This is a genomic window from Thalassococcus halodurans (assembly GCF_900108225.1).
GTDB classification, from domain to species: domain Bacteria; phylum Pseudomonadota; class Alphaproteobacteria; order Rhodobacterales; family Rhodobacteraceae; genus Thalassococcus; species Thalassococcus halodurans.
In genome coordinates, this window is the sequence record NZ_FNUZ01000006.1 from 165,349 (window position 1) to 192,092 (window position 26,744).

Consider the following 26,744-nt stretch of genomic DNA (forward strand, 5'->3'; position numbering starts at 1 on the left):
AAGAGCTAAAACAAAAATTTGGTCAAGTAAGGACACAGACCTGCGGAACCTTGAAACGCGCCGCTAAGTCTGAAGACGCGGCTGACCTGCCAAAGAGTGAGATAGATATGCTTCAAAAATATGCGGTGATCATGGTTGCAACATTGGCCCTGGCTGGCTGCGCGGTGCCTTCTAAGGAAGACAACGATCCATTCAGGATCGGCAATGTTCCAGAATCTGTCGCAGCCCTCGCTGCACCCGACCAGGATCTCATCACGGCACGGCTACGTCCCGAAGATAATTGCTATTGGTATGCCCATAGTGGGCCTGTGGAAACGACCTTGGTCCCGTTGCGATCGGCAGGCGGCAATCCCATCTGCGTCGCGCGCCAATCCTGATTGACGCGTCCAAGCGTCGGATTGACGGCGCGGCTTGGGTCAACTCTGCGGAGTCACGCTGTCCTCGGCCGAATATAGGAACGCCATCGAGCCAATCTCCACATTCGGATACAGATCGTTTATGTGCGCCATGACCATCCGGACGCAACCGGAACTTGCTCGGCCGCCGATGCTTCGCGGCTGTGGTGTACCATGGATGCGCAGATAGGTGTCTCGGTCCCCGACAAAGAGATAAAGCGCCCGTGACCCGAGCGCGTTCTCAGGTCCGGGTTCCATACCGTCAGCGATATCGGCGTAGAGCTCCGGGTCGCGGTCAATCATGTTCTGTGTTGGCTGCCAATGCGGCCACCTGACCTTGCGCTTAATCGTGTAGACACCCGGCTCATAAAGTTTGCCACGAGCAATCGCTACGCCATAGCGCATCGCCGTGCCGCCTTCCTCGATATGGTAAAGATAGCGCGCGACAGCATCGACATGGATGTCACCGGCCACAAGACCATCTTTAGTTATAACCCGCTGCGGCAGAAAGCGCGGGTGCAGGCCCCACGGGTTTGATGTGGCTGGGTTATAGCCCGGCGGTGTAATCTGTGCATCCCAAGCCGCCTTTTCCGCTTCAGTGGGCCAGGTGTCAGCGAGGAGCGGACTCGAGATAGACGCCGAGAACAATGCGGCAGTCGTCTGGATGAAGTGTCGTCTTGTCAGCATATAGATTGCTCCGTTCACGCATTGGACGGCAAACCGAACCTTACCCCGAACGCAGTGTTGTTCGCCCGGGAAAGAGTGAGGCGTTATTGGCAACTTGCTCCATGGTGCCGTTCTATGTCGGTGGCTTAACTCCTAAAGCTACTAGAGGTTCAAGAGAAATTTTCTGTTATCAATAGACGCTGCTACTAATGGAGCTATCCGATCCGTCCCAGAACCGGAAATACGTCGAGCATCCAGTATGACAGCGCGCTCAACTGCCCTGTCATCATCGCCAGCCCCATCAAGATCATCACTATGCCCGCAAGCTGGTGGAGGCGGCGGCCAACCCGGCCGATGGCCCGCAACCGTCCCGCGATCTGGTCGGTGAATCCGGCCACGATCAGAAACGGTATTCCAAGGCCGGCGGAATAGACGGCAAGCAGCATGATACCTTCGCCCATCGTGGCACTCGCCGCACTGGCTGTCAGGATCGCGCCGAGGATCGGGCCGATGCACGGAGTCCAGCCGAAACCGAAGGCAAGACCGAGGACATAGGACGCAGCGGGTTGGCCCCCGGGGATGTTGAGATTGAATCGGAAGTCGCGTTCCATGACCGAAACACGCGCGGCTCCTATCATGAAGAGCCCGAAGAAAATGATGATGCCGCCCCCAACGAGGTTGAGTTCATACCGCCACCGAAGCAGGGCCTGACCCATTGCAGTCGCGGATGCGCCAAGTCCCATGAAGATGGTGGAGAAGCCGAGGACAAAACACAGGCTCAGCCAGACCGCGCGCGACGGCGAAGCGCCGACCACCCCGCCCTCAGCGGCTGTGCGCCCGGTTACGTAGGAGACATAACCTGGCACAAGAGGTAGCACGCAGGGGGACAGAAATGATATCGTGCCGGCTAGGAGGGCGGCGGTGAGGGCGCGCGCCAAGTGATGTCTTCGTCGACCCAGATCAGCAGGGACCCCCGCTTGCGCAGCGATGCGTTGTAGCTGGACCAGTTGGTCGTACGATAGCGGGCGGGAGATGGGTTGCTCATGGAATGCGGCTAACAGCATGGGTTCGCGAAGGGAATCCTGAGGCGTCAGACTTGTGCAACAACGCCCCGTATCATCGACCTAGTGGTGCCCACATGGCAGGCTATTTCAATGGATAGATTTTTCTCTATCAGTATGCCCGCGGCTCAGTTTGTTAGGAATGTCCTGCTGGTCAGCTTCGCTGCATTACTGCCAGTCCTGTTTCTCTATGTCTTACTGGCTCCGGGCTTTGCTCAGGCTCTTGCTGCCGGCGGACCGGCACTCATGCGCTTTCTAAGGCAGGTTGCGACCAACGGTTTGCTCGTAGTGTTTGCCGTCAACTATGTCAGTTTTTTCCTGTTCGCCATTACAAAACATCCAAAGGCCGGCCCAAGAGACACGGCGTTTTTCGTGCTGGTCGATGTCTTGCTCAGAGCCCTTCTCTTTCTAGGCCTCCACGCGCTTATCTACGTTTTATCTGCCGACTGGTTCGGGTCATTCGGTGGCAATCGTTCAACCGCCTTGGCGGTCGTGTCCCCGACTCTTGCGCGTTCGGCGTTTTTCGAGAACATCTCCGGCGTTTACCTCTATGCGACCATGATTAGCGCGTTGCCGCTCTACGTTTCGGCTCTCGGGCGGTCGAACTTTCTTGGACCGATTTGTCGTCGCTTTCCCATGAACACGGGCGTGATGTTGCTTGCCTTGGCTGCGTTTGCCTTGTCGGTCGGGCTGATCACGATCGGCGCACAAGCCATCGCATCTCTTCAGGCCAAGTGATGGCAGGCTAATCACCGTGGGCGTGTGCGACTTGCGGTGCCACCCACCGCGACAAGTAAACACGCTCGAAGGCGAAGACAGCGATCATTCCGACAGCGGCGTAGAGAACGATCATCGGGTCGCTTTGAAGCTTCATCACGGTGAAAGCTGCCAATACAACTACATCGAGCGACAGGGCAGTCAAAAGCACGATACCGGAGGCGCCGACGTCTGTTCGACGATAGCGGAACACGCCCCAATGTATGATCATGTCCATGACTAGGTAGAAGAAAGCACCGAGGGATGCGATTCGGCCCAGGTCGAAAAGCACGGCCAGCGCTGATGCGATGACAACGGTATAGACCAGCGTGTGGCGTTGGATTGGGCCGGACATACCGAAGTGGCTGTGCGGGATCATTTCCATGTCGGTCAACATCGCCAGCATACGCGACACCGCGAAGACGCTGGCCAGAACGCCCGATGCGGTTGCGACAGCGGCCAGGATCACCGTCAATATGAAGCCGGTTTGTCCAAGGGCGGGCTGCGCCGCTTGTGCCAGTGAATAGTCCCGCGCCGAAATGATCTCCTCGATCGTCAGACTCGAACCGACCCCGAAGGCGACCAACAGGTAAACGACGACGCAGATTCCGATCGAGAACATGATCGCTCGCCCAACGTTGCGGTTGGGTTCGGTGATCTCGGCCCCGCTGTTTGTGATCGTTGTGAACCCTTTGAAGGCGAGGATGGCCAGCGCCGTAGAGGCGATGAACCCGGTGAGCCCGTAGGATTGAAGCGTCTCGGAGGCCGCGGCGAACGCAAAACCACTGGACCACAGGGCCGCGATGCCGAACAGAGCTATGCCTCCGATCTTGATCGCTGCCATGATCAGCGAGAACAGCCGGACCGAGCGGTTTCCGGCGATGTTCACCAAAAAGGCGAAAATGATCACGGCCACGGCCAGAGCGGGGACCAGTGGGCCACCTTCGATATCGAAAGGGCGCAGGACATAGGTGGCGAAGGTTCGCGCGACGAGGCTTTCCGCGATCACCATGCTGAGCGCCATCAGCAACGCGGCCCCGCCTGCGATGGCTCCGGGGCCATAGCATTTTTGCAGGATCATGGCGATGCCACCCGAGGAAGGCCATTTGTTCGACATCCTGATATAGCTGTAGGCGCTGAAGCTTGTGACGACCGCGCCGGCGATGAATGCAAGCGGGAATAGAGGGCCGGCGAGCTGCGCGATTTGCCCCGTCAACGCAAAGATTCCGGCGCCGATCATCACGCCTGTTCCCATCGCAATGGCTCCGCCCAGACTTATGGAACCTTCGCGGTACGTGTCTTGATCGCTCTGCATAAATGATCCCCTTTTAATTTTGGTTCGTCCGAACGCTGTTGCGCGCTTCTAGATACGAACGCCGCGAAGGCGCAGCGAATTGAGCACCACCGAGATTGACGACGCGCTCATGGCGAAGGCAGCAAACATCGGACTGATGAGGATGCCAAAGAAGGGAAACAGAACTCCCGCCGCGACCGGCACTCCGGAGGCATTGTAGATCAGCGCGAAGAACAGATTCTGGCGGATGTTGCGCATAGTGGCCCGAGCCAGCCGCCGCGCGCGCACGATACCGTCGAGGTTGCCCTTGACCAGCGTGATGCCCGCGCTTTCGATGGCCACATCTGCGCCGGTGCCCATCGCGATGCCGACATCGGCCTGCGCGAGCGCGGGGGCGTCGTTGACGCCATCCCCGGCCATGGCGACCTTGCGGCCCTCGGCCTGCAATTCCTTGATGATCCGCGCCTTGTCCTCCGGCAGAACGTCGGCCCGGATCTCGTCGATGCCGAGCCGCGCGCCGATGGCCTTGGCCGTGCGTTCATTGTCGCCGGTTGCCATTATGACCCGGAATCCCAGCTCGTGCAGGTCCTTGATGGCTACGGGCGTCGTTTCCTTCACCGGGTCGGCGACACCGACAAGACCGGCGATCTCACTGTCCAGCACCACGAACATCACCGTCTCGCCTTCGTCGCGGCGGGCGTTGGCCTTGGCGGTCAGGTCGCCTGCCTCAAGCCCCAATTCGCGGATCATCGCCAGATTGCCGAGGGCGACGGCCTTGCCGTCTACGACCCCCTTTACGCCCTTGCCGGTAACCGCCTCGAAGTCGTCGGCATCGGCCATCGTGACGTTACGCGCCTCCGCGCCCCTGACGATCGCTTCGGCGAGAGGGTGCTCCGATCCGCGCTCAAGCGATGCGGCGAGACGCAGGACTTCGGCTTCGTCGTGGCCGGGTTGCGGGAGTACGTCGACAAGCCGCGGTTTGCCTTCGGTCAACGTGCCGGTCTTGTCGACGATCAGGGTATCGACTTTCTCGAACCGCTCCAGCGCCTCGGCGTTCTTGATCAGCACCCCGGCCTGAGCCCCCCGTCCCGTCGCCGTCATGATCGACATCGGTGTCGCCAGGCCAAGCGCACAGGGACAGGCGATGATCAAAACCGCCACCGCCGAAATCAATGCGTAGGAAAGCGCAGGCGCGGGCCCCCAGATCGCCCAGGCGATGAAGGACAGGACCGCGATACCGATGACGGCCGGAACGAAATATCCCGCCACCTTGTCGGCGTATTTCTGGATCGGGGCGCGCGAGCGCTGCGCGTTCGACACCATCTCGACAATTTGAGCCAGCATCGTGTCGGACCCGACACGCGTCGCCTCCATCACCAGACTGCCAGTGCCGTTGATCGTCGCACCAGTTACCGGGTCGCCTTCGGTCTTCTCGACCGGCACAGGTTCACCGGAGATCATGCTTTCGTCGATCGAGGACCGGCCGTCCAGAACCACGCCATCGACAGGCACTTTATCGCCGGGCCGCACGCGCAGACGGTCGCCGACCTGTACGTCCTCCAGCGGAATCTCCTCCTCGGAGCCATCGTCCCGCATGACCCGCGCGGTCTTGGCGGCCATGTCGAGAAGCGCACGGATCGCCTTACCGGTTCCTTCACGTGCGCGCAATTCCATCACCTGGCCGAGCAGCACCAGCGTCACGATCACCGCCGCCGCCTCGAAATAGACGCCGACATGGCCTTCGGAGTCTCGGAACCCATCAGGGAATATGTCCGGTGCGAGAACGGCAACGACGCTGAAGAGCCAGGCGGCAAGAACGCCCATGCCGATCAGGGAGAACATGTTGAGGTTCAATGTGCGGAACGAAATCCATCCGCGTTCCAGAAACGGCCAGCCGCACCACAAGACCACTGGCGTTGCCAGGATCAATTCGATCCATTGTGTGGTGCTTTCGCCAAAAAAAGTCCGGACTGCGGGGAAACCGACGAATGGCCCCATCGTGAGGACAAGGAGCGGGATCGTCAGGACTGTGCCGACCCAGAACCGCCGTGTGAAATCCACCAGTTCGGGATTTGGACCTTCATCGCCCGGCACACCGGATTCCAGTTCCAATCCCATACCACAGATCGGACACGCGCCCGGATCAGGCTGCCGCACCTGAGGGTGCATCGGGCAGGTGAAAATGGGACCATCATGTCCTGTAGGAACCAGATCATATCGGCCATCGGCCGGCGTGGCACCCGCGTGGTGTTCGTGATGATCATGTGCTGAATGGACCTCGAGCTCCGATTCCGGCACGAGGTGCATCCCGCATTTCGGACAATTGCCGGGCTCGTCCTGCCGCACCTCAGGGTGCATGGGGCAAACGAATACCGAAGAAGCTGCTGTGGTTTGAGAACTGTCGGGGGTGCTCATTTTGCGGTCCTTTCCGAGAATGCTTCTCTTGCCTAAGGCTTCCATCCACAGGAAGGTCAAGAGAGATCAGTATGGAGATTACATTGCGGCTCTGCGGGGTGGCGCTTTCCGGCCCCATACCCGCCTGGCGAACACCATCAACGCCAGCCCGACCAACACCATCGGCATGGAGAGCAACTGGCCCATCGTCAAACCCCACTCACCAAAATGAAACGCATGGCCAATCGGGTTGTCCGCCGTTACAAATTGTTGGTCCGGTTGCCGGAACATCTCGACGAAACTTCGGGCAAGACCATAGCCGGTCAGAAACACGCCAGCCAAGGCACCGGGCATTTTCAGCCAGCCCCGGCCCCAAGCGAGATAAATGAGCAGTATTCCAAGAATGAGCCCCTCCAATACCGCCTCGTACAGCTGGGACGGGTGTCGGGCGCAGAGGCCGCTAACCCCTGGGCAGGCCTGCGCGACTTCGCCGGGAAAGATCACCGCCCAGGGAACGTCCGTTGGACGCCCCCACAACTCATTGTTGGTGAAGTTCGCCAGCCTTCCAAGAAACAAGCCTGGTGGTGTTGCCAAAGCCAGCAAGTCGCCAGTGCTGAGCAATGACGCGTTCTGTCTAAGGCAGAACAGCAAGGCCGCGATGACAACTCCCGCGAACCCCCCGTGGAAAGACATGCCGCCTTGCCAGACCATCAGAATTTCCAAGGGATTGGCGAGATAATATGCGGGCTGGTAGAACAATACAAAGCCCAGACGCCCGCCAGCAATCACGCCGATGATAATCCACGTCAGAAGATCTTCGATCTGCGTTCGGTCAAGCGGCGGTCCAGCTGACGTCCAGAGCGCTGGACGGCTTATGGCACTCAAACAAATGCGCCAGCCAATCAGGATACCGAAGATATAGGCTAGCGCGTACCAGCGGAGTGCAAATGTGACCCCCCCGATGTCGAAGGAGAAGAGGTCGGTTCCGATGTCCGGAAATGGCAAAGCCGCTGGCAACACTGGGTGAGTTCCTAATAAAAGACAGATGTGGGTTCAAATGGCATTGATCGAGCAATGCCAAAGGTGCTCAATCGGAGATAGGATATCCAATCCCCATCACGCGGCGTCGAGGGCGTCCCGGAGTAGATCGCGGACTTCGCCGGCGACCGCGGCCAGGTCTTCGTTCTGTACCGCCTGCATCGAAGCGACAGGATCGACGGCGCTGATTTCGGTACCGCCGTCCACTTGCCGCAGGATCACGTTGCACGGGAGCATCGCGCCGATACGAGGCTCGATCTCGATGGCTTTGTGCGCCATGCCCGGATTACAGGCCCCCAGGATGCGGTAGGCTGGCATATCCACATCCAGCTTGTTTTTCATCGTCGCCTTGACGTCGATCTCGGTCAGAACGCCGAATCCCTTGTCTGACAGAGCGTCTCGGACGCGCATCTCCGCGTCATCGATAGTGGTATCTTTCAAGACGCGATCATGGGTATATGACATGGGTTGTTTCCTTTCCGTTTCTAAAACTGTCTGCCTACGGAGGCTGAACGCCTCATGCCGCTGTTGGGTTCAATGTCCCACCGGCGTATGGTTTTGGCGCTTCGAGAAAGGGTGCCGGTAAAAGAACCGGCACGCCACGACTCAGTTGTCCTGCATCATGGTGCCGTCGCCCATGCCCTGGCCATTGCCGGGCCGCACGGGCGCGTCATCTGCCATGTTCGACCGAATCATCTGCATCCGTTCCATCCTATCGGCCGGAGCGGCCATCTCTTCCGGCGTCACCGCGCCGTCGCCATCGGCATCGAGGTGTTGGAAGCGATCCACCATCATTTCGCGGATCATCGCGCTGTGGAGAGCTTCAAATTCAGTAATCGAGAGGCTTCCATCCCCGTCGCTGTCAAACTCGGAAAGCTTGGCCTCCAGCTGCGTGCGCATTTCTTCCGGCGTCGTTGTTCCGTCTCCATCAGTGTCGAACATTTGCATCATGCCGCCAGCCATGCCTGGGCTCATCATACCACTGCCCATGCCTGCGCCCATCATGCCTGCGCCCATCATGTTTCCGTGCATGCGCTTCATCATGTCCATCATTCCGCCCATGTTCCCCATCATACCGGGACCACCGTTCTGCATCATGCCTGGTCCGCTCTGGGCGCCAAATTGTCCCCCACGCCCGTGGTTGGCGTCCGCGAATGCGGCACCGCCAAGGGCGGTTGCAGCCAGGGTCATTGCAGCGAGTAAAGTGTTGCGTTTCATTTCGATCACCTCGTGTCAGTGTTGCGATACCCAGCATATGGGGGGCACCTGCAGATGCGGAATGCCACGCGAGCCGGTGTTTTGTATCGCGAGGTCACAAAGGCGGGGTCTGTTACAAATTGCGACAAATCAATTCGGGGCGAACGCTCCTCTTCATCTGAAACATGCGATATCCAGAAAAAAAGGTGTCGAGGATCCGTATACCAACCGAAACCGAACCCATGTTTCGGTAGAGGTGAAATCCGGAAGAGTTGATGTCGAGATTGCTAGAGGCCCTGAATATCCCGAAAATTCAATCATTCAACCCATGGCAGGAGGCTGCAGGGTGCTCTTTTTGAACCGCATTTTCTCAGTTCTAACCTTGGTAATTTTGGCGGGGTGCGGTGCAGGAAACGACATGCGCCCGGATGCTTCAGCCGAAGTCATCAGTAGCGCATCCTACCGTCACGATGGACCGGCCGCGCTGACGTTGTACACCATGATCAACAACAGGTCCGGGGCGGGTGCGCATAGCAGCGTCATGATTAATGGGTCGCAGCGTGTTATCTTCGATCCGGCAGGAACGGTCCGGCTGAGCGCTGTACCGGAACGGGGAGATGTGCTTTATGGCATTACTCCACAAGTGGCCGATTTTTATGCGCGGGCTCATGCTCGCGAGACTTACCATGTCGTCATACAAGAGATCGATGTGTCTCCCGAAGTCGCGGAGCAGGCTTTGCGCCTTGCAATTGCCAGCGGCCCAGCCGCTTCCGGTTTTTGTAGTGCCAGTACCTCCGCGGTACTCAGACAATTACCAGGATTTGAATCCATCGGACGCACATTTTTTCCAAAGCGCCTGATGGCGGATTTTGGCAAGTTGCCGGGCGTGCGAACCACAAAGCTGTTCGAGAACGATGAGGACGACAAATCCGTAGCGATCGCACAGTTCGAAAGTTCACTTGCGACACAGCCGTGAGTGTTCGTCCAACAATTCATTGGAAGATGTCCCTGCACGACGCAGTCCTCGGCGTGTGAGCCAAAGATGCAATAGGTTAGCTTCGAGCGGTAACGCTGTCTTCGGCCGAGTAAAGGAACGCCGTCGATCCGACAGCGACATTCGGATAGAGATCATTGATGTGGGCCATCACCATGCGCACGCATCCCGAACTGGCCCGGCCGCCAATGCTGCGAGGGCTCGGCGTTCCGTGAATTCGAAGGTACGTATCCCGATCTCCGACGAATAGATACAAAGCCCTGCTGCCCAAGGCATTGTTGGGGCCGGGCTCCATACCGTCGGCAAACCGCTCGTAAGCCTCCGGATCGCGTTCGATCATTGACTGCGTTGGCGTCCAGTGCGGCCATTCGACCTTTCGGCGGATCGTATAGGTGCCGGGTTCATAGAGATCGCCCTTGGCAATCGCCACCCCGTATCGCATCGCGGTGCCACCTTCCTCGATATGGTACAGATAGCGCGCGATCGCATCGACGTGAATGTCACCCGGGCGCAAACCGTCATTCGCCAAAACGCGTTGCGGCAGCAGCCTGGGATGCAGCCCCCATGGGTTGGTTGTTGCCGGGTCATAGTTGGCGGGCGTGATCTGCGCATCCCAAGCTGCTTTTTCGGCTGTTGACGGCCAGGTCTTAGCGAATGCTGGCGAACTCAGAGACGCTGAAAACAGCGAGCCGGAAAGTGCAAGGAAGTGTCGTCTTGTAACCATGAAGCGAAGCCCTTTGTTTGTTTTCGATGAATGCGGGACGATTCAAGAAACGTCCGCGACCCCATGCCACCGAACCTTTTGATGTCTTGCGATCGCGACCAACCAGAGGCAAGCAAGGACACCGCTTAGGATCGCGTTCCAACTGGCCATGGACAACGTCAGAAATTCCCAGACAACCTCATCGCACAGAACAAGGGTCGAAGCACTTGAACTGGCAGAGGGCAGTAATTCCGATACCGACATTTGGGAGACATCGACGCCGGATCCTGTGCAAGAAGTCGGTCCCTCCCACCAGCCGCGCTCGACCCCGGTATGAAACACTCCCAACGCGGATGTGCTGAGTGCCGACAGGGCACCGATTATCAGGATTGGCAGGATCGGCAGAGCAAAGAGCAACATAGCGCCCATTCCAATGGCGATTGCGTGTGGGTAGCGTTGCCAGATGCACATTGCGCAAGGCGCGTAGCCAAGAGCCTGGAAAACGAAGGCCCCTAACAGCAAGGCGGCTGATCCTGCCGCCGCAGTCATGCCGAGAGATTTTGGTGTCAGGGTCAATGAACGCTCCCGTTGGCAATCGATGGACCTGTTTCTCGCTTGTCAGGTTACGTAAACGGCAGAAGGCCTGTTATCATTCAGAGATTTGTAACGGTATGTATCCGTCGCGACCCTCAGCCGACTCTGATCCACGTTGCCATACCGTCGGCTTGATGGCTCAACATGTGGCAATGCAGCATCCAGGATCCCGGATTGTCCAGGACGACGAGAATATCCCGCGTCTCGCCGGTATCCAGATAGGTCGAGTCCCGGTATGGACCGGCTTCACCCGCCGCATCGAGTTCCCAGAAATGGTGGCCATGCAGATGCATGACGTGTGGGAACCCGGTTTCGTTGCGGATCGAAATGCGCGCGGTCGTCCCCTGCGCGGCGGATAGGAAAGGCCTTCGAGGCAGGCCGGATACGTCATTGAGCGCCCATGTCCCTGTGCCGTTGTGGGACGCGCTTCCCGCACCTCCCTGGAGCACCAGCTCCGCGGTTTGGCCGGGGTCTTTCGGGGCGGGCATTCGGTTGGCGGGCAATGCGGTGATGGGCGCTTTCGCGGGCTCACGGGAACCGGAAACAGCGATTTCGCCAAGGCTCAACGTCTGTTCTCCAAAGCTGTCGTCGAATCTAATAGGCCCGGTCGCATCACCAATCACATCGCATCTTTGCCCCGGAGCGAGAAGGATCGGTTCGAGCGTCCGAGGATGCGCCAGAGGCATGCCATCCAGTGCAACGATCTTGCCTATCAAACCATCCAGGCCGACACGGTACACCCTGTCGATAGAGGGATTTATGAGACGCAGTCGCAGACGGTCGCCTCGTTTCACAGTCTTGCCGGTTCCATTGAAAACAAGTGCCGTGACCGTATTGCCGATACGGCCCTCGGTTGCGAAGTGGGCCGGGTTGAACGCTTCGTCGTACTGCCCGGACTGATCCAGCAAGACATCGAAGAACTGAACAACGATGTCATGGTCGACAGCCGGCGCATTTTGCTCCTCGACGATGAAGGCGCCGAAAAGACCGCGGCTGACCTGATCGTAAGACAGGTAATGCGAGTGATACCAATACGTGCCGGCATCCGGGACGCCGAATTGATAACGATACGAGTCGCCCGGAATGACCACATCCTGAGTGAGGACGTTGACACCATCCATCCGATTTGGAACCCGCAACCCATGCCAGTGAACGAGAGCGCCCTCCTCCAATCGGTTATCGAGGGTAATGCGGGCGGTTTGTCCTTGTCGCATTCTGACTTCTGGGCCCGGCAGACCACCGTTGAAGCCCAACATCGACACGTCGTACCCAGCAAGGTGCGCCTTGATCGATTGGGGCGCGAGGATCAACTCGTGTGTCGCTGCTGGCAAGCGGGTACCAGCCAGCGCAACGGTCATCCCGCCAAGGAAAGACCTCCGGCTCAAAGACAATTCCGTCACCTCATGAATGATAGACTGGCTTTCGCCAACTGCCGCACTTGTGCCATTTCCGGAAGAGGAACTTCAAGGCGACAGAACACTCCTCACGCCGTTGTCACTTTGGGATACAGGAAGACGCGGGCGCCGATTTCAACGCGTTCGTACAGATCCTTCACATGTTCATTCGTCAACCGCGCGCATCCATTCGACACGGCAGACCCAATTGTCTCCGGGGCGTTCGTTCCATGAATGCGAAGATAGGTATCGCGTCCCTCGGCATCGTAGAGATAGAGCGCGCGGGCCCCGAGCGGGTTGTTTGGCCCGCCTTTCAGTCCATCCTTGTACTTTGCGTATTTGCGTGGCTCGCGCCGGATCATGGCGTTCGTTGGCCGCCACCATGGCCATTTGGCCTTGCGCGCTACCGTGAACTCTCCGGGTTCGTACAAACCTTTGCGCCCTACCCCGACCCCGTAGCGGATCGCCATCCCGTCCTCGAGCATGAAATAAAGGAAAAAATCGTCGGGAACGACGTGGACATCGCCTTTAACCCAGTCACCACGACGGGTGTTTACCAATTGTGGTTCGAACCGTTCGGGCAATTTGACTTTGTGGGCCCAGGCAGTTGTGGGCAGAAAGCAACCCATCGCTCCGGCACAAATCAATTCTCGTCTCGTGAAATTCTGCATGGCGCGATCTCCTCGGACCCATGAAAATTCAGTGCGCGTCAGGGGCAAAGAAAAGAAGCCGTGAACCGGGGCAAACGACGCGCCTTTGTTGCCTTGAAACTACGAAAATTCGTGCTTTTGGAACTCTCCAGCGCTGGAATGTTGTTGTTTTACAGAGAACTGCAAGGAGGTGACTGGAAATGCACTACTCACGATTCTTTATGATGATCGGAACATCGACCGTGGTCATGTTCGTTCTGATGTACCTGAACACCTATCTTTGGGGCCATATCTTCTTTTCGGAGACACGCCTTTACATGGCCATCCTGATGGGGGCGACCATGGCCGTGATCATGTTGGCGTACATGTTGTCCATGTATCAGAACACCAAAGCCAACATCGCGATTTTCGTTGGCGCAATAGTCCTTTTCGCGGCGAGCCTCTGGCTGGTTCGCGGACAATTCACGGTGCAGGACAGGTCCTACATGCGCGCCATGATCCCGCACCACTCGATCGCCATCATGACGTCGACTCGTGCCGAGATCACCGACCCGCGCGTCCGGGGGCTCGCAGACGACATTATCTATGCGCAGGACAAGGAAATCGCCGAAATGCGCTACCTTATTGCTGACATTGGAGCAAACGGCGAAGCATCGGCCACGCGAAGCGAAACGCCGGCGCAGGTTGTGGATGCGCAACAGGCGCTTCAAACGGAGGTCGTGTCGAAGGTCGATCCTGAGTTTCTGACGGAAGACGAAATCGCTGCGGTGTTCCCGAATGGCGGAAATTGCCGCTTTGCTTACACCTCGGACAGTCCGGCTGTACTGGTGACTGGTGAAACCGGCGAAGGGTCTGCCGCCGCAATGAAGATCAGCGGTGATCTGGTGCGCCTGAATGCGCAGGGCGAAAATGCATTTTCTGAAGGCCCGCTGTCGGCCGAGATCGCAGAGACGAACGGTGACCTGACCGATCTGATCGTCAGCGCGGGAACCGACTACGAAGCCGGGTTCCGTGGTCAACTTACGTGCAGCGGATAAGGAGGAAAGGACATGCCCCGCGACACAGACAGTAAATCCGCGCAGCTTTATCGCATGGTCATGCCGGGCCATGTCTGCCCCTACGGTCTGAAATCGAAAGACCTGCTGGAGCGGCAAGGCTTCGAGGTGGAAGACCATCCGCTTGACACCCGTGAAGACACCGATGCTTTCATGGAGAAGCACGGGGTCGAGACGACGCCGCAGACTTTCATCGGGGACGAACGGATCGGCGGTTACGATGATCTCAGGGTGTTTTTCGACATTGACCCACCCGAGGAAGAGCAAAGCGACACGACCTACCAGCCGGTCATCGCGATCTTTTCCGTTGCCGCGCTGTTGGCATTGGGCCTGTCTTGGCACCAGTACGGGTCGGTCCTTACCTTGCGGGGGTTCGAATGGTTCATTTCGCTGTCCATGACCATTCTCGCGATCCAGAAATTGCAGGATGTCGAAGGGTTTTCGACGATGTTCCTCAACTACGATCTGCTGGCGCGCAAATGGGTGCGATACGGCAAGGTCTACCCGTTCGGCGAAGCGTTGGCAGGTGTCCTGATGACTGCCGGCGCGCTGCTGTGGCTCTCGGCGCCTGTCGCCCTGTTTATCGGCACGGTCGGCGCTGTCAGCGTGTTCAAGGCTGTTTATATCGACAAGAGAGAGCTGAAATGCGCCTGCGTCGGCGGTGACAGTTCCGTCCCGCTGGGGTTCATTTCGCTGACGGAAAACCTGATGATGATCTTCATGGGTATCTGGATGCCGGTCCGCGCGATCTGGTTCTGAGGTACAGCCCCTTCTTGCCTGTCACTTGGCCAACCGCTCCGGCGACAGATCCTCGATGATGGGGCAGTCGGGCCGGTGATCCCCGGCACATTTTTCCACCAGTTCGGCGAGCGTCGCGCGCATGGATTGCAGTTTCGCGATCTTTTCCTCGATCTGGCGCAGATGGTCTTCCGCAACCGCCTTCACTTGCATGCTTTCGCGGTTTTCATCCTCGTAGAGCGACAGGAGCGTCCTGCAATCTTCGATGGTGAACCCCAAGGCCCGTGCGCGACCCAGAAACGCCAGCTTGTGAATGTGGCTCTCGGTGAACGCGCGGTAGCCGTTCTCGCTACGGTTCGGGCGGATCAGCCCGATGTCCTCGTAGTAGCGGATTGTTTTTGGGGGCACACCCGATTGTCGGGCAACGTCTCCGATGTTCATGTCGAACCTCCGTTATTCTGCTGGAGCAGGAGTGGCGGCTGCCAGCTCTGCCGGGATTGCGCGCTGCTCGTCCATCGCAGGCGCGATGCGCCGCAGCCGCAGGGCATTGGTCAGGACAAACACCGAGGACAACGCCATCGCACCCGCCGCAAGGATTGGTGACAGGAGCAACCCAAAGGCGGGATAAAGCACCCCGGCAGCGACCGGAATAAGTGCCACGTTGTAGGCAAAGGCCCAGAACAGGTTCTGCCGGATGTTGCGCATGGTCCGCCGCGATACTTCGAAGGCGTTCACCACGCCGCGCAAATCGCCCGACATCAGGACGACATCCGCAGATTCGATGGCCACATCGGTGCCGGTTCCAATGGCGATGCCCACATCGGCATGCGCCAGCGCCGGGGCGTCGTTGATCCCGTCGCCGACAAAGGCGATGCGCTTGTTCCCTTGGCGCAAACTGTCGAGCGCCGCAACCTTGCCGTCCGGCAGGACGCCGGCGATGACGTGGTCGATACCGGTTTCGCGGGCGATGGCTTCGGCGGTTTCGCGTTTGTCGCCGGTGATCATCGCAACCGCAAGACCCTTTTCGTGCAGCGCTGCGATGGCTGCGCGGCTTGCCGGTTTGACCGGATCGGCCACGCCGATCACGGCGGCGACACGCCCATCTATGGCAGCGTAAAGCGCCGTGCGACCCTTGCTTGCGATCTTCGTTTCCTCTGGAGCCAATGCCGAGACGTCAATGCCTTCGCGCGCCATGTAGCGGTCGGCCCCAACCAACACCTCCACGTCTTCGACCACGGCGCGCACGCCGTAACCTGTGACCGATTGAAAGCCTTCGGCCGCCACAAGAGGTGCGCCCTCGGCCCGCGCGGCCCGCACGATGGCGTCCGCGACAGGATGCTCGGAGAGCGACTCCACGGCAGCGATCTTCGAGAGCGTTGTTGGGCGATCGAACCCTTCCGCCAGCACAAGGTCAGTCAGTGCGGGTCGCCCCTCGGTCACCGTGCCTGTTTTGTCGAGGGCGACCACATCAACGGAATCAAGTTGCTGCAAGGCGTCACCTTTACGGAACAGGACACCCATTTCCGCAGCACGTCCCGTCCCGACCATGATCGAGGTCGGCGTCGCAAGCCCCATCGCGCAGGGGCACGCGATGATGAGCACCGACACACCGGCGACCAGCGCCATCGTCAGGGCCGGATCAGGCCCGAAAAACAGCCAGACCAGCACGGTCGCCGCCGCGATCGCCATCACGGCAGGCACGAACCACAAGGTGATCCGGTCGACCAATCCCTGGATCGGCAGTTTGGCGCCCTGGGCCTCTTCGACCATGCGAATAATCTGCGCCAGGGTCGTGTCGGCGCCGACCCGCGTGGCGAGGAACTGTAGGCTTCCGGCGCCGTTGACCGTCCCGCCGGTCACCGTATCTCCGGCACCTTTTTCAGCGGGGATCGGCTCGCCTGTCAGCATGCTTTCGTCGACGCGGCTGGTCCCCTCGATGACCTCGCCATCGACCGCGATGCGTTCACCAGGGCGCACGATGACGATGTCACCCTGAACCAGCGCATCGATCTCGATCTCGACGCTTTCTCCGTCCCGCATCACGCGTGCAGTCCGCGCCTGAAGCCCTAATAGCTTCTGGATGGCCGCGCCCGTTCTCCCCTTGGCGCGCGCTTCAAGAAACCGCCCCAGAAGGATCAGAACGACGATGACCGCTGCCGCCTCGAAATAGACGGTGCGCAGCGTGTCAGGCAGGACCGACGGTACGAATGTCGCAACCACGGAATAAAGGTAAGCCGCCCCGGTGCCGACCGCGACGAGGCTGTTCATGTCGGGGGCACCCCGGAACAAGGCCGGGAAACCCTTGGTGTAAAACGTCCGGCCCGGGCCGAAGAGAACGATTGTCGTCAGCACGAACTGAAGAAGCCAACTCGTCTGCTGGCCAATCGTGGTCTCGATCAGCATATGAACGGCCGGAATGACGTGGCCACCCATTTCGATCAGGAAGACCGGCAAGGCGAGGATGGCCGCAAAGGTGACCCGTTTGGCAAGCGCCTGAGCCTCTTCCTCCTTGCGCGCAACTCTGTCGTCACCGGCCTGGGCCGTTGCCACGGTTGCTGGATACCCTGCCGCGCCGCTTGATTCGATCAGATCGGATGTCGTGACAAGACCTTCGACGTAAACGACCGTCGCCGTCTCTGAGGCGAGGTTGACGTTCACCTCGACCACCCCGGGCACCGCGGCAAGCGCCTTATCGACCCGCCCGACGCAAGAGGCACAGGACATCGCTGCAATCGTGAGTTCGGCCCTGGCCTTCCGCGCGGGGTAGCCCAGCTCGCGAAGGGATTCGATGATGTCGGGAATGCGCTTGAGCGCGTCCACGCTCATGCGAGCAGTTTCCGAGGCAAGGTTCACCGACACATCCTCTACGCCGTCGATTGCATTCAATGCGCGATCGACCCTGCCAACGCAGGACGCGCATGACATGCCTTCGATCGGCAGGCTGATCTGTTTGGGTTCGGGCATATGTGTCACCTGTTTTTCCATTCGAAGTGGAATATGAGGCTTCCAGTTACTGGAGGGTCAATGGGAGGGCGCCAAATAAATTTCTTCACTTGACCTTCCAGCGGGGGGAAGCCCCATGTCACCGATAGAAATCAGATCAAGGAGTGGTTCCGATGAAGTTCAGCGTTCCGGACATGAGCTGTGGGCATTGCACCGCAGCAATCGAAAGCGCGGTGAAGAGCGCAGATCCGAATGCAGGCGTAGAATGTGACCTTTCTGCCCGACAGGTGCATGTCGACAGCGTGTTACCAGCCGATCAGGTCCAAGCGATCATTCGGGATGCGGGCTACAACGTGGAACCTGCGGCCGCTTGATGCAGTGCCTGGACCACCCAAGGGTGGTCCGGGCACAGAATTTCAGTCTTCGACTTTGCGGGCTTCCTCGACCAAGTCGGCAAGCTGCGCCTTTTCGACGAAGCCCGGGACCAGCGCATCCCCGATCACGAAAGACGGCGTGCCGTTAAAGCCCAGAGCTTGGGTCAGTTGCATGGAGGTCGCAATGTGCTCTTCGACCTCGGGGGCCTCCATGTCCTTGCGCAACTGCGCGATATCCAGGCCGATCTCCTCGGCCACGCGCAGCACGGAGGCCTCTTCCGCGCGGCCTTCCAGCCCCATCATTGCCCAGTGAAACTCTTCGTATTTGTCCTGCTTGCGCGCTGCCAAGGCCGCTTTCGCGGCAAACACCGATCCGTCTCCGAGAATGGGCCATTCACGATAGACGAGGCGAATGTTGGGATCGTCTTCGATCAAAGCCCGCACCTCGGGTTTGACCCGCCGACAATAGGGACAGTTGTAGTCGAAAAATTCCACAACAGTGACGTCCCCTTCCAGGTTGCCGAGAACCGGCGCATTCGGATCGTTCTCGATCAGATCGCGCTGGTCATTCAGAACTTGGGCCTGACTGAGCTCCTGCGCTTGCGCCTGCCTTTGTTCGAGGATCGCCACGGCCTCCATGACAATCTCCGGGTTCTCGCGGATTGCCTCGAGCACAAGTTCCTTGACCCGGGACTCTGACAGTTCGTCCGCGAGTGCCGGTATCGGAAGCAAGGCAGCTATCGCGACCGTCGTGAAGGCTTGTCTGAAACGCATTTTAGTTCTCTCCCCGTTGTTCGTCGGCTTCTGTCCGCGCGGCCTGGACTTCGCGGATGCGGTCTGGCCAGGTGGACCGGATGAAGGCCAGGATGTTGTGAATTTGCTGGTCGGTCAGCACGTCTGCGAAACCGGGCATGCCACTGTCGAATTCGACGCCCTGACGCGCCAGAAGCGCCGCACCCCCCAGTTTTGTGTAATCGAAGAGCAGGCTGTCAGGATGATGCCAGGTGTGACCCGTCTCATCATGTGGTGGTGCTGGCAGGCGCCCATCCGCGCCGGGCGTTCGCCATTCCGGCTGGCCTTCCAGACCCGCGCCATGACAAGACGCACAGTTTTCTGCGTAGAGCAACGCGCCTTCTTCGATGTCGTAGCTCTCCGCCCTGGACGCGCTGCCGACATCCGAGGATGCACTGGTCGAGAGCCAATACGTGAAGGCGGCTGCTGCGACAGTGATCGGAAGGGACCAAACGAGATATCTCATGTGACCCGTATCCAGGTTGTCATGCCAGATGCGGCGTGGCTGAGCATGTGGCAATGGAACAGCCACTTGCCGGGATTGTCTGCCGTAAAGGCGATCTCCCGGGACTCGTTGCCGGCCAACAGGATCGTGTCCCGCATCGGCCCGAACGCGCCGCCGGGGCGCAGCTCGCGGAAATGCATCCCGTGCAGGTGCATCGCATGTGGGAAAACGGTCTGGTTCTCGATCTTCAGGCGCACCGGCTCGTTCAGGGATAGATCGGCCAGTGGCGTGTAGGTCATTTCGGCGACATCATTCAGGGCCCAGAATTTGCCCGCTTGGGCAAGCTGACGGAATCCAAGACGTTCCCCGCCAAGCAATGCGGACTGCATTCGCCCCATTGCCCCGCCGGACATGACCAGTCGCAAATCACGCGCATCGGCAAGGTCCGGGGCGTGTGCCGCGGGGTTCGGCGGCAACGGCAGTGGCTTGCCTCTTGGTACTGAACTGGCTGTGCCGTTGACCAGAAAACTCACCAACGGGGTCAGTTGATCATCATCGCCGATGCGAAGCAATTGGGCGGTGCCGCCTTCGCCTTCGGTCACATCCACAATTAAGTCGACGCGCTGTGCCGGGCCGAGGATCAACTCGCCGTCAACCGACTGGGGTTGGCCGGTTGGCATTCCATCCACGGCCACCGTCCAGCCACTGAATCCAGAGAGCCTCAGCGGGAAAATTCGAGCGCTTGCTGCGTTGATGATCCGCAAGCGAATGCGTTCGTTGCGCTTCGCGGGCAAGGTCAGGTCATAGCGCCCATTGGTCGTGATAAAGTTGCCGATGCGTCCACCGTGGCTCATCATCATAGGCTGTTCGAAATTGTCGAACAGCTGCCCGCTCTCAGGGTCGAGCAACCAGTCCTCCAGAACGATGACTTCCTCGCGGTCGATGTCCGGTCCATCGACCTCTTCGACGATCAAGGCACCGCGCAAACCACGCGCGACTTGCTCGTATGAGCGATTATGCGCGTGATACCAATAGGTGCCCGCGTCCGGTACGACGAAGTCGTAGTCAAAGGTTTCACCTGGTGCCACGGCTTTCTGGGTCAGTCCTGAAACGCCATCCATCGCGTTATCGATCCGGATTCCGTGCCAGTGAACCGAACTGGGATCGGGTACCTCGTTGCGGAACCTGCGACGCACCCGATCGCCTTGTGCAACCCGGATTTCCGGGGCCGGAACAAGACCGTCATAGCCCCAGATCTCTGTTTCCGGGTAGGTGTCCGGAAGAAGTTGTCGACGCGCAACCTTGGTAACCACGTCCTCGAACGGGGTTGCGGCATAAGCCGACCGCGGGATGGCGGCCGCACAGGCCGCCAGAGTTGCATTGCGCAAGAAATCCCTACGTGTTTGTTTCATTTCGATCCTCGAGAAAGCGGGGGCGTGTCGCCCCCGCGTGATGTTAGTTCGAAGCGGAGTTCTCCGCCTCGACCGTGTCCTTGTTCAGTAGGAAAAGCGCCATCGCTTCGCGATCGGCAGGTGTCAGAAACCGAGTTCCGTCGCGAACGACTTCCGCCATGCTGCCGCCGAACGCATCGCCCGAAGGGGTGATGCCGGTCTGGAGCGCATAAGCGAGGTTTGAAACCGTCCAGTCATTTTTGGCCAGGTCTTTTGGCCGTATCGCGGGGGCCTTGCTGCCACCGGGAAGCTGGGCGTTGCCTGCAAAGGAAGCACCGATATCGCGGCCTCCCGCAAGATTGCGCGGCGTATGGCAGGCTCCGCAATGTGCCGCACCGCGCACCAATTCCCGTCCGCGATTCCATGCGTCGCTTCGCCCTTCAATCGGTTCGGTATCCGGATCGTAGAAGAACGCCGCTCGCCAGAGCTTCAGCCCCCATCGTTGGTCGAATGGGAAGCTGACATCATTTTCTGGTGCAGGCTCGTCCACGGGCGGCACGGTTTGAAACGCCGCCCAGAGGTCAGCGATATCCTGATCAGAAAAATCCGCATAGAAGGTGTACGGGAAAGACGGATAGTACGGCGTTCCATCGGGGCCGATGCCTTGCCGCACGGCTTTTGCGAACTGTTCTGCCGTCCATTCGCCCATGCCATGTTCCGGGTCTGTCGTCAGGTTGGGCGGGTAGAACGTTCCGAACGGGGTTTCGAGCGGCGCCCCTCCGGCAAGTGGTGCGCCGCCCGCTTCAAAATTGGTATGACAGGCAATGCACCCACTGGCGCGCGCCAGATATGCGCCCCGGTCGACATTGCCCTCTATTGCAATCGGAGTCACTGCACTGCCGACAGGCCATGCAATCACGACGCCGAGGCTGGCCGCGCCCAGCACGGCGGCCCCGCTGACGAGTGTCAAGAACCGGCGCATGGTCAGTCTTCTTCCGCCCGGAAGCGTTCATGGCATGCGGAACAGACCTGGGTCGTCATCGCGAATGCTGCGTCGGCGGGCATTTCGGCAATGGCGGCCGCATCCATCATGTCGCCTCGGCCCATCATCGTGCTCCCGCCCATCATGGTTGTATCGCCTCCCATCATTGACCCGCCGCCCATCATCGAGGCGCCATCCATGGAGGTATTGCCGCTCATGCCGCCCAATCCATTGTCGGCTGCGCGTTCCAGGCCCTCAGAGTATTCTTCCAGCTGACTTGCCAATGCCGCGAAGCGCTCCCAGTCGGTCCACACCTCGTCCTTGGCTTCCGAGGGCATGCCCCCTGTGCCCTCTGGGAACAGCTTTGTCATGCTCTCACCGGCGTGCTGCTGGAACAGGCGCGCGGCATCGCGCACTGTTTCTGCGTCATAGGCCGTTTCGCCCCGCATCATCGGGGCCACGGTCTTGACCGCCTTCCCCATTGCAAGCATGGCATCCATGCGCTCTTTCACGATGCCGGTGGCACCGCTATGCGCGAATGCCGTGACCGCAGTACCTGCAATCAACACTGCCGCTACGATAGTCGTCTTTTTCATGTCTTCGATCCTTCTTTGGGTCTGCTTTTCGAGCGATGTGAAATCAGACCCACCGTCGGGGCGGTGGAGGATCGCTGATCGGGCGCAATTCGGTTCGTTGGATCGCGCCGTCTTGCATGACGGCTTTCAGAAAAGAAGGCTCGTACGCCATGTTCGGCTGAAGCAATAACGCTGCCGGGACAGAACAATCGAGGCCTGGATGGCAGTGGCCAGAGGCCTCGGTCGATGGCCCTGCGTCTTCGTGACCATGGTATTCCTGCCCCAACGACGTTTCACCATGATATACCGGCGCCTCTGGCACCCCGAGTACTACAAGGAAAAGGCCGAAAACGGCCGACAGAATCCATCGGTTCGTCTTCGACCAACGCATCAGTTGATCCCGTTGGCCCGCTGCAATTCGCGGACATAGGCGGCCACCATCTTGACGTCTCCTTGGGTCAATCCCTCGATCTTAGGCATATTACCGAAATTCCAGTGATGTGCACGGACGCCGTTTTGAGCTGCCAGAACAAAAGCCATGTCCGAATGGTGGCTCGGTTCGTAGATCTTGTGCACGAGAGGCGGCGCAACACCGTTGCGACCGGCGGCATTTTCGCCGTGACACTCGGAACATTTTGCCTCGAATATGTTCTTCCCAAGCGCCGCCTGCTGCGAGAGTGCGTCAGGCAGCTGGACCTGGACGATCGGATCGCCTTCGGCAATCTCGCTTGTGTCAGGTGGCGTCATGGAGTGGCCAACCGCTAAATCTTCGGCTCCAACGAACTGCCAAACGGCAAAACCCCCGCCGATAACAAAAACGGCACCAATCAGCGCAGTTAATTTGTCCATGCCTGTATCTTCCGCCTTGCCCGTTGGGTCAGATGAGTTTGACTTGAGTGCCGACAGGCGCTCGCTCGTAGACTTCCTCGATCTGTTCGTTGAACAAACCGATGCAGCCGTTTGACGACCGGCGGCCGATCTTGCGCGTGTCCTGTGTCCCGTGAATACGGTAGTACTGCCACGACAGGTACAGTGCGCGAGTACCCAAGGGGTTGTCCGGATCACCCCCCTCGATACGTGCCGGCCATTCCGGATTGCGTTCCCGCATGGAGGGCGTCGGCGCCCAACTGGGGTTTTTGCGTTTTTCCACCACTTCAGTGTAACCGCGTTTGGTGAGTTCGTCGGTCAGCGGAACGGATGTCGGGTAAATCCGCATCTCGCCGTCCGCTGTCCAGTGCTGTAGCGCCATCGTCACGGTGTCTGAGATGATGATCCCTTTGCCGAGCGTGTCGAAATGGTCTTGCCAGTCATGAACTCGGAAAGAAGAAATGTTGCGGCGAATGGTTTCGGCTCGAACCACGCTTGGTGCAACCAAAGCGACAGCCGCATACCCCAACAGGCTTCGTCGATTGATCTTGTTGTTTCGCGATGTCGTCATGACACACTCCTAGCCTACGGTTTGTACATGTCTTTTACGGGAGACCCGGCATCAGGCAACCTGACAAGGCCGCGAGAAGTGTATCCATTTGTATCCTTGACCTTACCCTGCTGGAGGGTCGCAAATGACGCCAGGAACGAGACAAAGAGGGTGTCATGGACGACGAAAATCCCAAGAATAAGCCGATTACAGACAAGCTCATGCATTACGGAATGATGGCGTGTTGCATTGTGATGCTGTTGCCCGTGATCGGTTTTTTTCTCGCTGGCGGAACGCTTGCGGGTATGTGGGGCAATGCATCGGCTTTCGCCCCGCTCCTGTTGTGCGTTGGAGCGCATCTTGTGATGCATAGATTCATGGGGAAATCGTGCCATTCCGACAAGGCAAACGATACTATCGAGGAAGCGCCCGAGCCCATAAGTTCCGTGATTCCTAGCGTCGCCCGCAACAGGCAGTGATGTGCGAGGGAAAGCAAAGGTATTCGTATTGCTGTTGATGGTTACATTACTTGGAGGTTGCGCGGGAAGCCTTGCAGACTGCCTAGATCTGAAGGCTATCGTGTCCACGAAGCAAGCGTCAGACCTTCTGCCGGATGGGTGTCGAACCCTTTCATCTTCTGCGACTGGCGTTGCGCGAATTGTCTGTGCGGACGGTCGTCAGGGTTTTGCCACAGGTGGACTTTGACGCAATTTCCGCCGTCCTGGCGAAATCTGCGGAAAATATGGGAAGGAAGCAGGTATCTTGATCGATTGCCTTTTGATCCTGCGACGGGTTTTGCTTATTCCCTTCGTGCTCCTGGCCGTTGTCTCTGGAAGTGTCGCGGCAGCAACCTCTGCTGAATACCAGAGCGCGCCACTCACCGCGCATCTCATTAGTGTACAGGACGGCGTTCCCGAGAACACACAGACTCTGTCAGCCGGGCTTCACCTTCAACTGAACGAAAACTGGAAGACCTATTGGCGGTCGGCGGGCGAGGTGGGAATACCGCCTTCGGTCGAATGGAGCGGTTCCGAAAACGTCGCAGATGTCGAATTCATGTGGCCCGCCCCGACGCGCTTCACCGCCTTCGGCATCGAAAATTTTGGTTATGCGGGTGAAGTCGTCTTTCCGCTGCGCATAACGCTCAAAGATCCCGGCGCACCTGTGACTCTTTCCGCGCAGGTCAAACTGCTGGTGTGCTCCAATGTCTGTGTCCCGGAAGAGTTTGACCTGTCACTTCGCCTCGGACGGGGCAACGTCATCGACAGCACTTCGGCTGGGCTGATCGGTACGTTTTCCGAGCGCGTCCCCGAAGGGGCCAAGACGAGCGGCGTCAGCGAGGCAAATGCCTTCATCGACGAAGACCTCACGGAGTTGATCGTCAGCCTTCGCGTCGATGAACCACTCCAGTCGCCGGATGTGTTTCCCGAACTGGGTATGGGTGTTGCGCTTGGCAAACCCGATATCCGTTTGGGAGAAGAGGATCGTTTGCTTTGGGCGCGCTTGCCGATCCTCTCGTCGAATACGGATGTGACAGTGGCTCCGTCGATTACCGTCACCGACGGCGAGAACCGGGCCTTCACGATCATCGCGGATCGCGTGGCGCAAGGAATAGCACCACCCTTTGAACTGGCCGCCACGACACCGGACATGATGGAACTGATCTGGATTGCCGCGATCGCGCTGCTGGGCGGATTGATCCTGAATGTGATGCCCTGCGTGCTGCCGGTGCTGTCCATCAAGGTGTCGTCTGTGCTCAAACACACCGATCACGACACAACCCGTGTCCGGTTCGGTTTCGTCGCTGCCAGCGCCGGCATCATGACGTTCATGTGGGGTCTGGCGCTCGTCCTCTGGGCGCTCCAGACGGCAGGCCTCAGCGTCGGGTGGGGTTTGCAGTTTCAAAGCCCGCTGTTTCTTGCGGCGATGATCGCTGTCCTGCTCGTCTTTTCGGCAAATCTGTTCGGAGCGTTCGAGTTCGCCCTTCCACACGGCATGCAGACGCGGCTTGCAGGGGCCGGAGGACGCAACGGGTATTCCGCCGACTTTTTCACTGGCATGTTCGGTGCCGTCATGGCGACGCCTTGTTCGGCACCGTTCCTCGGCACCGCGGTGGCCTTTGCTTTGGCCGGGCGTGGCGTGGACATCCTCATCGTCTTTACGAGCCTCGGGCTCGGCCTCGCCCTGCCCTATCTCGTCATCGCCGCGTTCCCGCGTCTGGTCGCATTCATGCCCAAGCCTGGTCGATGGATGCTGATCATCAAAAGCGTCATGGGGGTTTTGTTGCTTGCAACCGCCGTGTGGCTGTTCTGGGTGCTCGACGGTGTCGCCGGGCTTGCGTCTGTCATCGCGGTCGCGGCGTTGTCCGGTCTCGCCGTTCTGATACTATCTCTCCCGAATGTGCAGTCCCAATTCAGGTGGTCTATTGCCATAGCCAGCCTTGTCCTGGCCATTGCCGCAGGTCCTCTCTTGCAGCAATCAGCACCTGCGCGTTCGACGCCGCAGTTGGCAATGGCTTGGATCGCATTTGATCGTTCGGAAATAGCGAAACGCGTGTCCGCAGGAGAGGTCGTTTTTGTCGATGTGACCGCTGACTGGTGTCTGACTTGCAAAGCGAACAAGACACTTATCATCGATCGGGAGCCAGTCCGGAGCGCGCTTGAAGCGCCTGGAGTCACGGCGATGCAGGCAGATTGGACACGCCCGGACACGCGCATTTCCCGCTACCTTGAGAGTTTCGGCAGATACGGCATCCCCTTCAATGCCGTCTACGGACCATCGGCACCGAACGGCATTGTGCTGTCCGAATTGCTAAAAACCGAGGACGTGATGAACGCCTTGGCGCAAGCCAGTGGTCGGGATGTTTCCGCAAAGGTTGCCGGACAGGAGTGACCTG

The 26,744-nt window shown here is 59.0% G+C and carries 28 protein-coding genes and 1 pseudogene; 8 read left to right on the forward strand and 21 right to left on the reverse strand.

Going from position 1 to position 26,744, the window contains the following annotated elements; all coding sequences use genetic code 11:
• The first annotated feature begins 107 nt into the window (after window positions 1-107).
• Window positions 108-377, forward strand: a complete 270-nt coding sequence (locus tag C4S59_RS16665) for a hypothetical protein (protein WP_005613342.1) — start codon at window positions 108-110, stop codon at window positions 375-377.
• A gap of 39 nt (window positions 378-416) precedes the next feature.
• On the opposite strand, the gene C4S59_RS16670 is transcribed toward C4S59_RS16665, so the two are convergent.
• From C4S59_RS16670 to C4S59_RS16680, 3 genes and pseudogenes are all read right to left on the reverse strand, one after another.
• Window positions 417-1,082 (reverse strand): L,D-transpeptidase, encoded by a 666-nt coding sequence (locus tag C4S59_RS16670; RefSeq protein ID WP_103911576.1) that lies wholly within the window; start codon window positions 1,080-1,082, stop codon window positions 417-419.
• 194 nt (window positions 1,083-1,276) lie between these two features.
• Window positions 1,277-1,999, reverse strand: a complete 723-nt coding sequence (locus C4S59_RS16675) for a cytochrome c biogenesis CcdA family protein (protein WP_007803446.1) — start codon at window positions 1,997-1,999, stop codon at window positions 1,277-1,279.
• Window positions 1,987-2,106, reverse strand: a pseudogene (locus C4S59_RS16680) (IS5/IS1182 family transposase); the annotation flags it as partial. The pseudogene C4S59_RS16680 and the gene C4S59_RS16675, both read right to left, overlap by 13 nt.
• Window positions 2,107-2,215: 109 nt before the next feature.
• Between C4S59_RS16680 and C4S59_RS16685 the strand changes: the two are divergent.
• Window positions 2,216-2,860 (forward strand): hypothetical protein, encoded by a 645-nt coding sequence (locus C4S59_RS16685; protein WP_103911577.1) that lies wholly within the window; start codon window positions 2,216-2,218, stop codon window positions 2,858-2,860.
• 7 nt (window positions 2,861-2,867) lie between these two features.
• Here C4S59_RS16685 and C4S59_RS16690 read toward each other — a convergent pair whose 3' ends face one another.
• The 5 genes from C4S59_RS16690 to C4S59_RS16710 all read right to left on the reverse strand — a co-directional run bounded on the left by C4S59_RS16690 (window position 2,868) and on the right by C4S59_RS16710 (window position 8,822).
• Window positions 2,868-4,193 (reverse strand): APC family permease, encoded by a 1,326-nt coding sequence (locus C4S59_RS16690; RefSeq protein WP_103911578.1) that lies wholly within the window; start codon window positions 4,191-4,193, stop codon window positions 2,868-2,870.
• Window positions 4,194-4,241: 48 nt separating this feature from the next.
• A complete protein-coding gene (locus C4S59_RS16695; protein ID WP_407703078.1) occupies window positions 4,242-6,530 on the reverse strand; it encodes a copper-transporting P-type ATPase in 2,289 nt (762 codons plus the stop codon).
• 135 nt (window positions 6,531-6,665) lie between these two features.
• The gene (gene lgt, locus C4S59_RS16700) at window positions 6,666-7,586 is read right to left on the reverse strand and encodes a prolipoprotein diacylglyceryl transferase (RefSeq protein ID WP_103911579.1); all 921 of its coding nucleotides are present in this window, start codon (window positions 7,584-7,586) and stop codon (window positions 6,666-6,668) included.
• Between the two features lie 96 nt (window positions 7,587-7,682).
• On the reverse strand, window positions 7,683-8,069 hold the full coding sequence (locus tag C4S59_RS16705) for a DUF302 domain-containing protein (RefSeq protein WP_103911580.1): 387 nt from the start codon (window positions 8,067-8,069) through the stop codon (window positions 7,683-7,685).
• Between the two features lie 141 nt (window positions 8,070-8,210).
• The gene (locus C4S59_RS16710; RefSeq protein WP_228069711.1) at window positions 8,211-8,822 is read right to left on the reverse strand and encodes an EF-hand domain-containing protein; all 612 of its coding nucleotides are present in this window, start codon (window positions 8,820-8,822) and stop codon (window positions 8,211-8,213) included.
• Window positions 8,823-9,219: 397 nt separating this feature from the next.
• Between C4S59_RS16710 and C4S59_RS19925 the strand changes: the two genes are divergently transcribed.
• The gene (locus tag C4S59_RS19925; RefSeq protein ID WP_012187179.1) at window positions 9,220-9,777 is read left to right on the forward strand and encodes a hypothetical protein; all 558 of its coding nucleotides are present in this window, start codon (window positions 9,220-9,222) and stop codon (window positions 9,775-9,777) included.
• A 76-nt stretch (window positions 9,778-9,853) separates the two neighbouring features.
• Here C4S59_RS19925 and C4S59_RS16720 read toward each other — a convergent pair whose 3' ends face one another.
• From C4S59_RS16720 to C4S59_RS19870, 4 genes are all read right to left on the reverse strand, one after another.
• Complete coding sequence (locus tag C4S59_RS16720) at window positions 9,854-10,519, reverse strand: L,D-transpeptidase (RefSeq protein WP_012187180.1); 666 nt, start codon at window positions 10,517-10,519, stop codon at window positions 9,854-9,856.
• A 42-nt stretch (window positions 10,520-10,561) separates the two neighbouring features.
• The gene (locus tag C4S59_RS16725; RefSeq protein WP_456119751.1) at window positions 10,562-11,074 is read right to left on the reverse strand and encodes a disulfide bond formation protein B; all 513 of its coding nucleotides are present in this window, start codon (window positions 11,072-11,074) and stop codon (window positions 10,562-10,564) included.
• A 113-nt stretch (window positions 11,075-11,187) separates the two neighbouring features.
• Entirely contained in the window at window positions 11,188-12,450 is a 1,263-nt protein-coding gene (locus C4S59_RS16730) for a multicopper oxidase family protein (RefSeq protein ID WP_007803424.1), read from the reverse strand.
• Between the two features lie 125 nt (window positions 12,451-12,575).
• Window positions 12,576-13,157: a L,D-transpeptidase gene (locus tag C4S59_RS19870; protein ID WP_012187183.1), complete on the reverse strand. Its 582-nt coding sequence runs from the start codon at window positions 13,155-13,157 to the stop codon at window positions 12,576-12,578.
• A 179-nt stretch (window positions 13,158-13,336) separates the two neighbouring features.
• On the opposite strand from C4S59_RS19870, the gene C4S59_RS16740 reads away from it, so the two are divergent.
• Entirely contained in the window at window positions 13,337-14,173 is an 837-nt protein-coding gene (locus C4S59_RS16740; RefSeq protein WP_012187184.1) for a DUF305 domain-containing protein, read from the forward strand.
• A gap of 12 nt (window positions 14,174-14,185) precedes the next feature.
• The gene (locus C4S59_RS16745) at window positions 14,186-14,950 is read left to right on the forward strand and encodes a MauE/DoxX family redox-associated membrane protein (RefSeq protein WP_012187037.1); all 765 of its coding nucleotides are present in this window, start codon (window positions 14,186-14,188) and stop codon (window positions 14,948-14,950) included.
• Between the two features lie 21 nt (window positions 14,951-14,971).
• Here C4S59_RS16745 and cueR read toward each other — a convergent pair whose 3' ends face one another.
• On the reverse strand, window positions 14,972-15,370 hold the full coding sequence (cueR, locus tag C4S59_RS16750) for a Cu(I)-responsive transcriptional regulator (RefSeq protein WP_007803416.1): 399 nt from the start codon (window positions 15,368-15,370) through the stop codon (window positions 14,972-14,974).
• Window positions 15,371-15,382: 12 nt separating this feature from the next.
• The gene (locus tag C4S59_RS16755) at window positions 15,383-17,893 is read right to left on the reverse strand and encodes a heavy metal translocating P-type ATPase (protein ID WP_040182674.1); all 2,511 of its coding nucleotides are present in this window, start codon (window positions 17,891-17,893) and stop codon (window positions 15,383-15,385) included.
• A gap of 152 nt (window positions 17,894-18,045) precedes the next feature.
• Here C4S59_RS16755 and C4S59_RS16760 point away from each other — a divergent pair, with 152 nt between their 5' ends.
• Window positions 18,046-18,246, forward strand: coding sequence for a heavy-metal-associated domain-containing protein (locus C4S59_RS16760; protein ID WP_007803412.1), 201 nt, complete (start codon window positions 18,046-18,048; stop codon window positions 18,244-18,246).
• Window positions 18,247-18,288: 42 nt separating this feature from the next.
• Here C4S59_RS16760 and C4S59_RS16765 read toward each other — a convergent pair whose 3' ends face one another.
• The 7 genes from C4S59_RS16765 to C4S59_RS16800 form a co-directional block, all read right to left on the reverse strand.
• Window positions 18,289-19,020 (reverse strand): DsbA family protein, encoded by a 732-nt coding sequence (locus tag C4S59_RS16765; RefSeq protein WP_009807488.1) that lies wholly within the window; start codon window positions 19,018-19,020, stop codon window positions 18,289-18,291.
• A 1-nt stretch (window position 19,021) separates the two neighbouring features.
• Window positions 19,022-19,504 (reverse strand): c-type cytochrome, encoded by a 483-nt coding sequence (locus tag C4S59_RS16770; protein ID WP_007803408.1) that lies wholly within the window; start codon window positions 19,502-19,504, stop codon window positions 19,022-19,024.
• Window positions 19,501-20,895, reverse strand: coding sequence for a multicopper oxidase family protein (locus C4S59_RS16775; protein ID WP_103911582.1), 1,395 nt, complete (start codon window positions 20,893-20,895; stop codon window positions 19,501-19,503). The genes C4S59_RS16770 and C4S59_RS16775 overlap by 4 nt, the downstream gene beginning before the upstream one ends.
• 43 nt (window positions 20,896-20,938) lie before the next feature.
• Window positions 20,939-21,856, reverse strand: coding sequence for a c-type cytochrome (locus C4S59_RS16780; RefSeq protein ID WP_103911583.1), 918 nt, complete (start codon window positions 21,854-21,856; stop codon window positions 20,939-20,941).
• Between the two features lie 2 nt (window positions 21,857-21,858).
• Window positions 21,859-22,452, reverse strand: a complete 594-nt coding sequence (locus C4S59_RS16785; RefSeq protein ID WP_007803403.1) for a c-type cytochrome — start codon at window positions 22,450-22,452, stop codon at window positions 21,859-21,861.
• A gap of 369 nt (window positions 22,453-22,821) precedes the next feature.
• Window positions 22,822-23,280, reverse strand: a complete 459-nt coding sequence (locus C4S59_RS16795) for a c-type cytochrome (protein ID WP_007803401.1) — start codon at window positions 23,278-23,280, stop codon at window positions 22,822-22,824.
• Between the two features lie 28 nt (window positions 23,281-23,308).
• Complete coding sequence (locus C4S59_RS16800) at window positions 23,309-23,869, reverse strand: L,D-transpeptidase (RefSeq protein ID WP_009807486.1); 561 nt, start codon at window positions 23,867-23,869, stop codon at window positions 23,309-23,311.
• Between the two features lie 155 nt (window positions 23,870-24,024).
• On the opposite strand from C4S59_RS16800, the gene C4S59_RS16805 reads away from it, so the two are divergent.
• Both C4S59_RS16805 and C4S59_RS16810 read left to right on the forward strand, forming a co-directional pair.
• Window positions 24,025-24,327 (forward strand): DUF2933 domain-containing protein, encoded by a 303-nt coding sequence (locus C4S59_RS16805; protein ID WP_007803398.1) that lies wholly within the window; start codon window positions 24,025-24,027, stop codon window positions 24,325-24,327.
• A gap of 283 nt (window positions 24,328-24,610) precedes the next feature.
• Window positions 24,611-26,740, forward strand: a complete 2,130-nt coding sequence (locus tag C4S59_RS16810) for a protein-disulfide reductase DsbD family protein (RefSeq protein WP_009807485.1) — start codon at window positions 24,611-24,613, stop codon at window positions 26,738-26,740.
• Window positions 26,741-26,744: the final 4 nt, after the last annotated feature.

Bases quoted from the DNA above. Each gene is read 5' to 3' on its own strand.
- C4S59_RS16690 (WP_103911578.1), bottom strand. From the start codon at position 4,193: ATGCAGAGCGATCAAGACACGTACCGCGAAGGTTCCATAAGTCTGGGC.
- C4S59_RS16770 (WP_007803408.1), bottom strand. From the start codon at position 19,504: ATGAGATATCTCGTTTGGTCCCTTCCGATCACTGTCGCAGCAGCCGCC.
- cueR (WP_007803416.1), bottom strand. From the start codon at position 15,370: ATGAACATCGGAGACGTTGCCCGACAATCGGGTGTGCCCCCAAAAACA.
- C4S59_RS16755 (WP_040182674.1), bottom strand. From the start codon at position 17,893: ATGCCCGAACCCAAACAGATCAGCCTGCCGATCGAAGGCATGTCATGC.
- C4S59_RS16710 (WP_228069711.1), bottom strand. From the start codon at position 8,822: ATGAAACGCAACACTTTACTCGCTGCAATGACCCTGGCTGCAACCGCC.
- C4S59_RS16765 (WP_009807488.1), bottom strand. From the start codon at position 19,020: ATGCGTTTCAGACAAGCCTTCACGACGGTCGCGATAGCTGCCTTGCTT.
- C4S59_RS16695 (WP_407703078.1), bottom strand. From the start codon at position 6,530: ATGCACCCTGAGGTGCGGCAGGACGAGCCCGGCAATTGTCCGAAATGC.
- C4S59_RS16705 (WP_103911580.1), bottom strand. From the start codon at position 8,069: ATGTCATATACCCATGATCGCGTCTTGAAAGATACCACTATCGATGAC.
- C4S59_RS16720 (WP_012187180.1), bottom strand. From the start codon at position 10,519: ATGGTTACAAGACGACACTTCCTTGCACTTTCCGGCTCGCTGTTTTCA.
- C4S59_RS16665 (WP_005613342.1), top strand. From the start codon at position 108: ATGCTTCAAAAATATGCGGTGATCATGGTTGCAACATTGGCCCTGGCT.
- C4S59_RS16685 (WP_103911577.1), top strand. From the start codon at position 2,216: ATGGATAGATTTTTCTCTATCAGTATGCCCGCGGCTCAGTTTGTTAGG.
- C4S59_RS19870 (WP_012187183.1), bottom strand. From the start codon at position 13,157: ATGCAGAATTTCACGAGACGAGAATTGATTTGTGCCGGAGCGATGGGT.
- C4S59_RS16745 (WP_012187037.1), top strand. From the start codon at position 14,186: ATGCCCCGCGACACAGACAGTAAATCCGCGCAGCTTTATCGCATGGTC.
- C4S59_RS16795 (WP_007803401.1), bottom strand. From the start codon at position 23,280: ATGGACAAATTAACTGCGCTGATTGGTGCCGTTTTTGTTATCGGCGGG.
- C4S59_RS16760 (WP_007803412.1), top strand. From the start codon at position 18,046: ATGAAGTTCAGCGTTCCGGACATGAGCTGTGGGCATTGCACCGCAGCA.
- C4S59_RS16670 (WP_103911576.1), bottom strand. From the start codon at position 1,082: ATGCTGACAAGACGACACTTCATCCAGACGACTGCCGCATTGTTCTCG.
- C4S59_RS16800 (WP_009807486.1), bottom strand. From the start codon at position 23,869: ATGACGACATCGCGAAACAACAAGATCAATCGACGAAGCCTGTTGGGG.
- C4S59_RS16785 (WP_007803403.1), bottom strand. From the start codon at position 22,452: ATGAAAAAGACGACTATCGTAGCGGCAGTGTTGATTGCAGGTACTGCG.
- C4S59_RS19925 (WP_012187179.1), top strand. From the start codon at position 9,220: ATGCGCCCGGATGCTTCAGCCGAAGTCATCAGTAGCGCATCCTACCGT.
- C4S59_RS16740 (WP_012187184.1), top strand. From the start codon at position 13,337: ATGCACTACTCACGATTCTTTATGATGATCGGAACATCGACCGTGGTC.
- C4S59_RS16805 (WP_007803398.1), top strand. From the start codon at position 24,025: ATGGACGACGAAAATCCCAAGAATAAGCCGATTACAGACAAGCTCATG.
- C4S59_RS16780 (WP_103911583.1), bottom strand. From the start codon at position 21,856: ATGCGCCGGTTCTTGACACTCGTCAGCGGGGCCGCCGTGCTGGGCGCG.
- C4S59_RS16730 (WP_007803424.1), bottom strand. From the start codon at position 12,450: ATGACCGTTGCGCTGGCTGGTACCCGCTTGCCAGCAGCGACACACGAG.
- C4S59_RS16775 (WP_103911582.1), bottom strand. From the start codon at position 20,895: ATGAAACAAACACGTAGGGATTTCTTGCGCAATGCAACTCTGGCGGCC.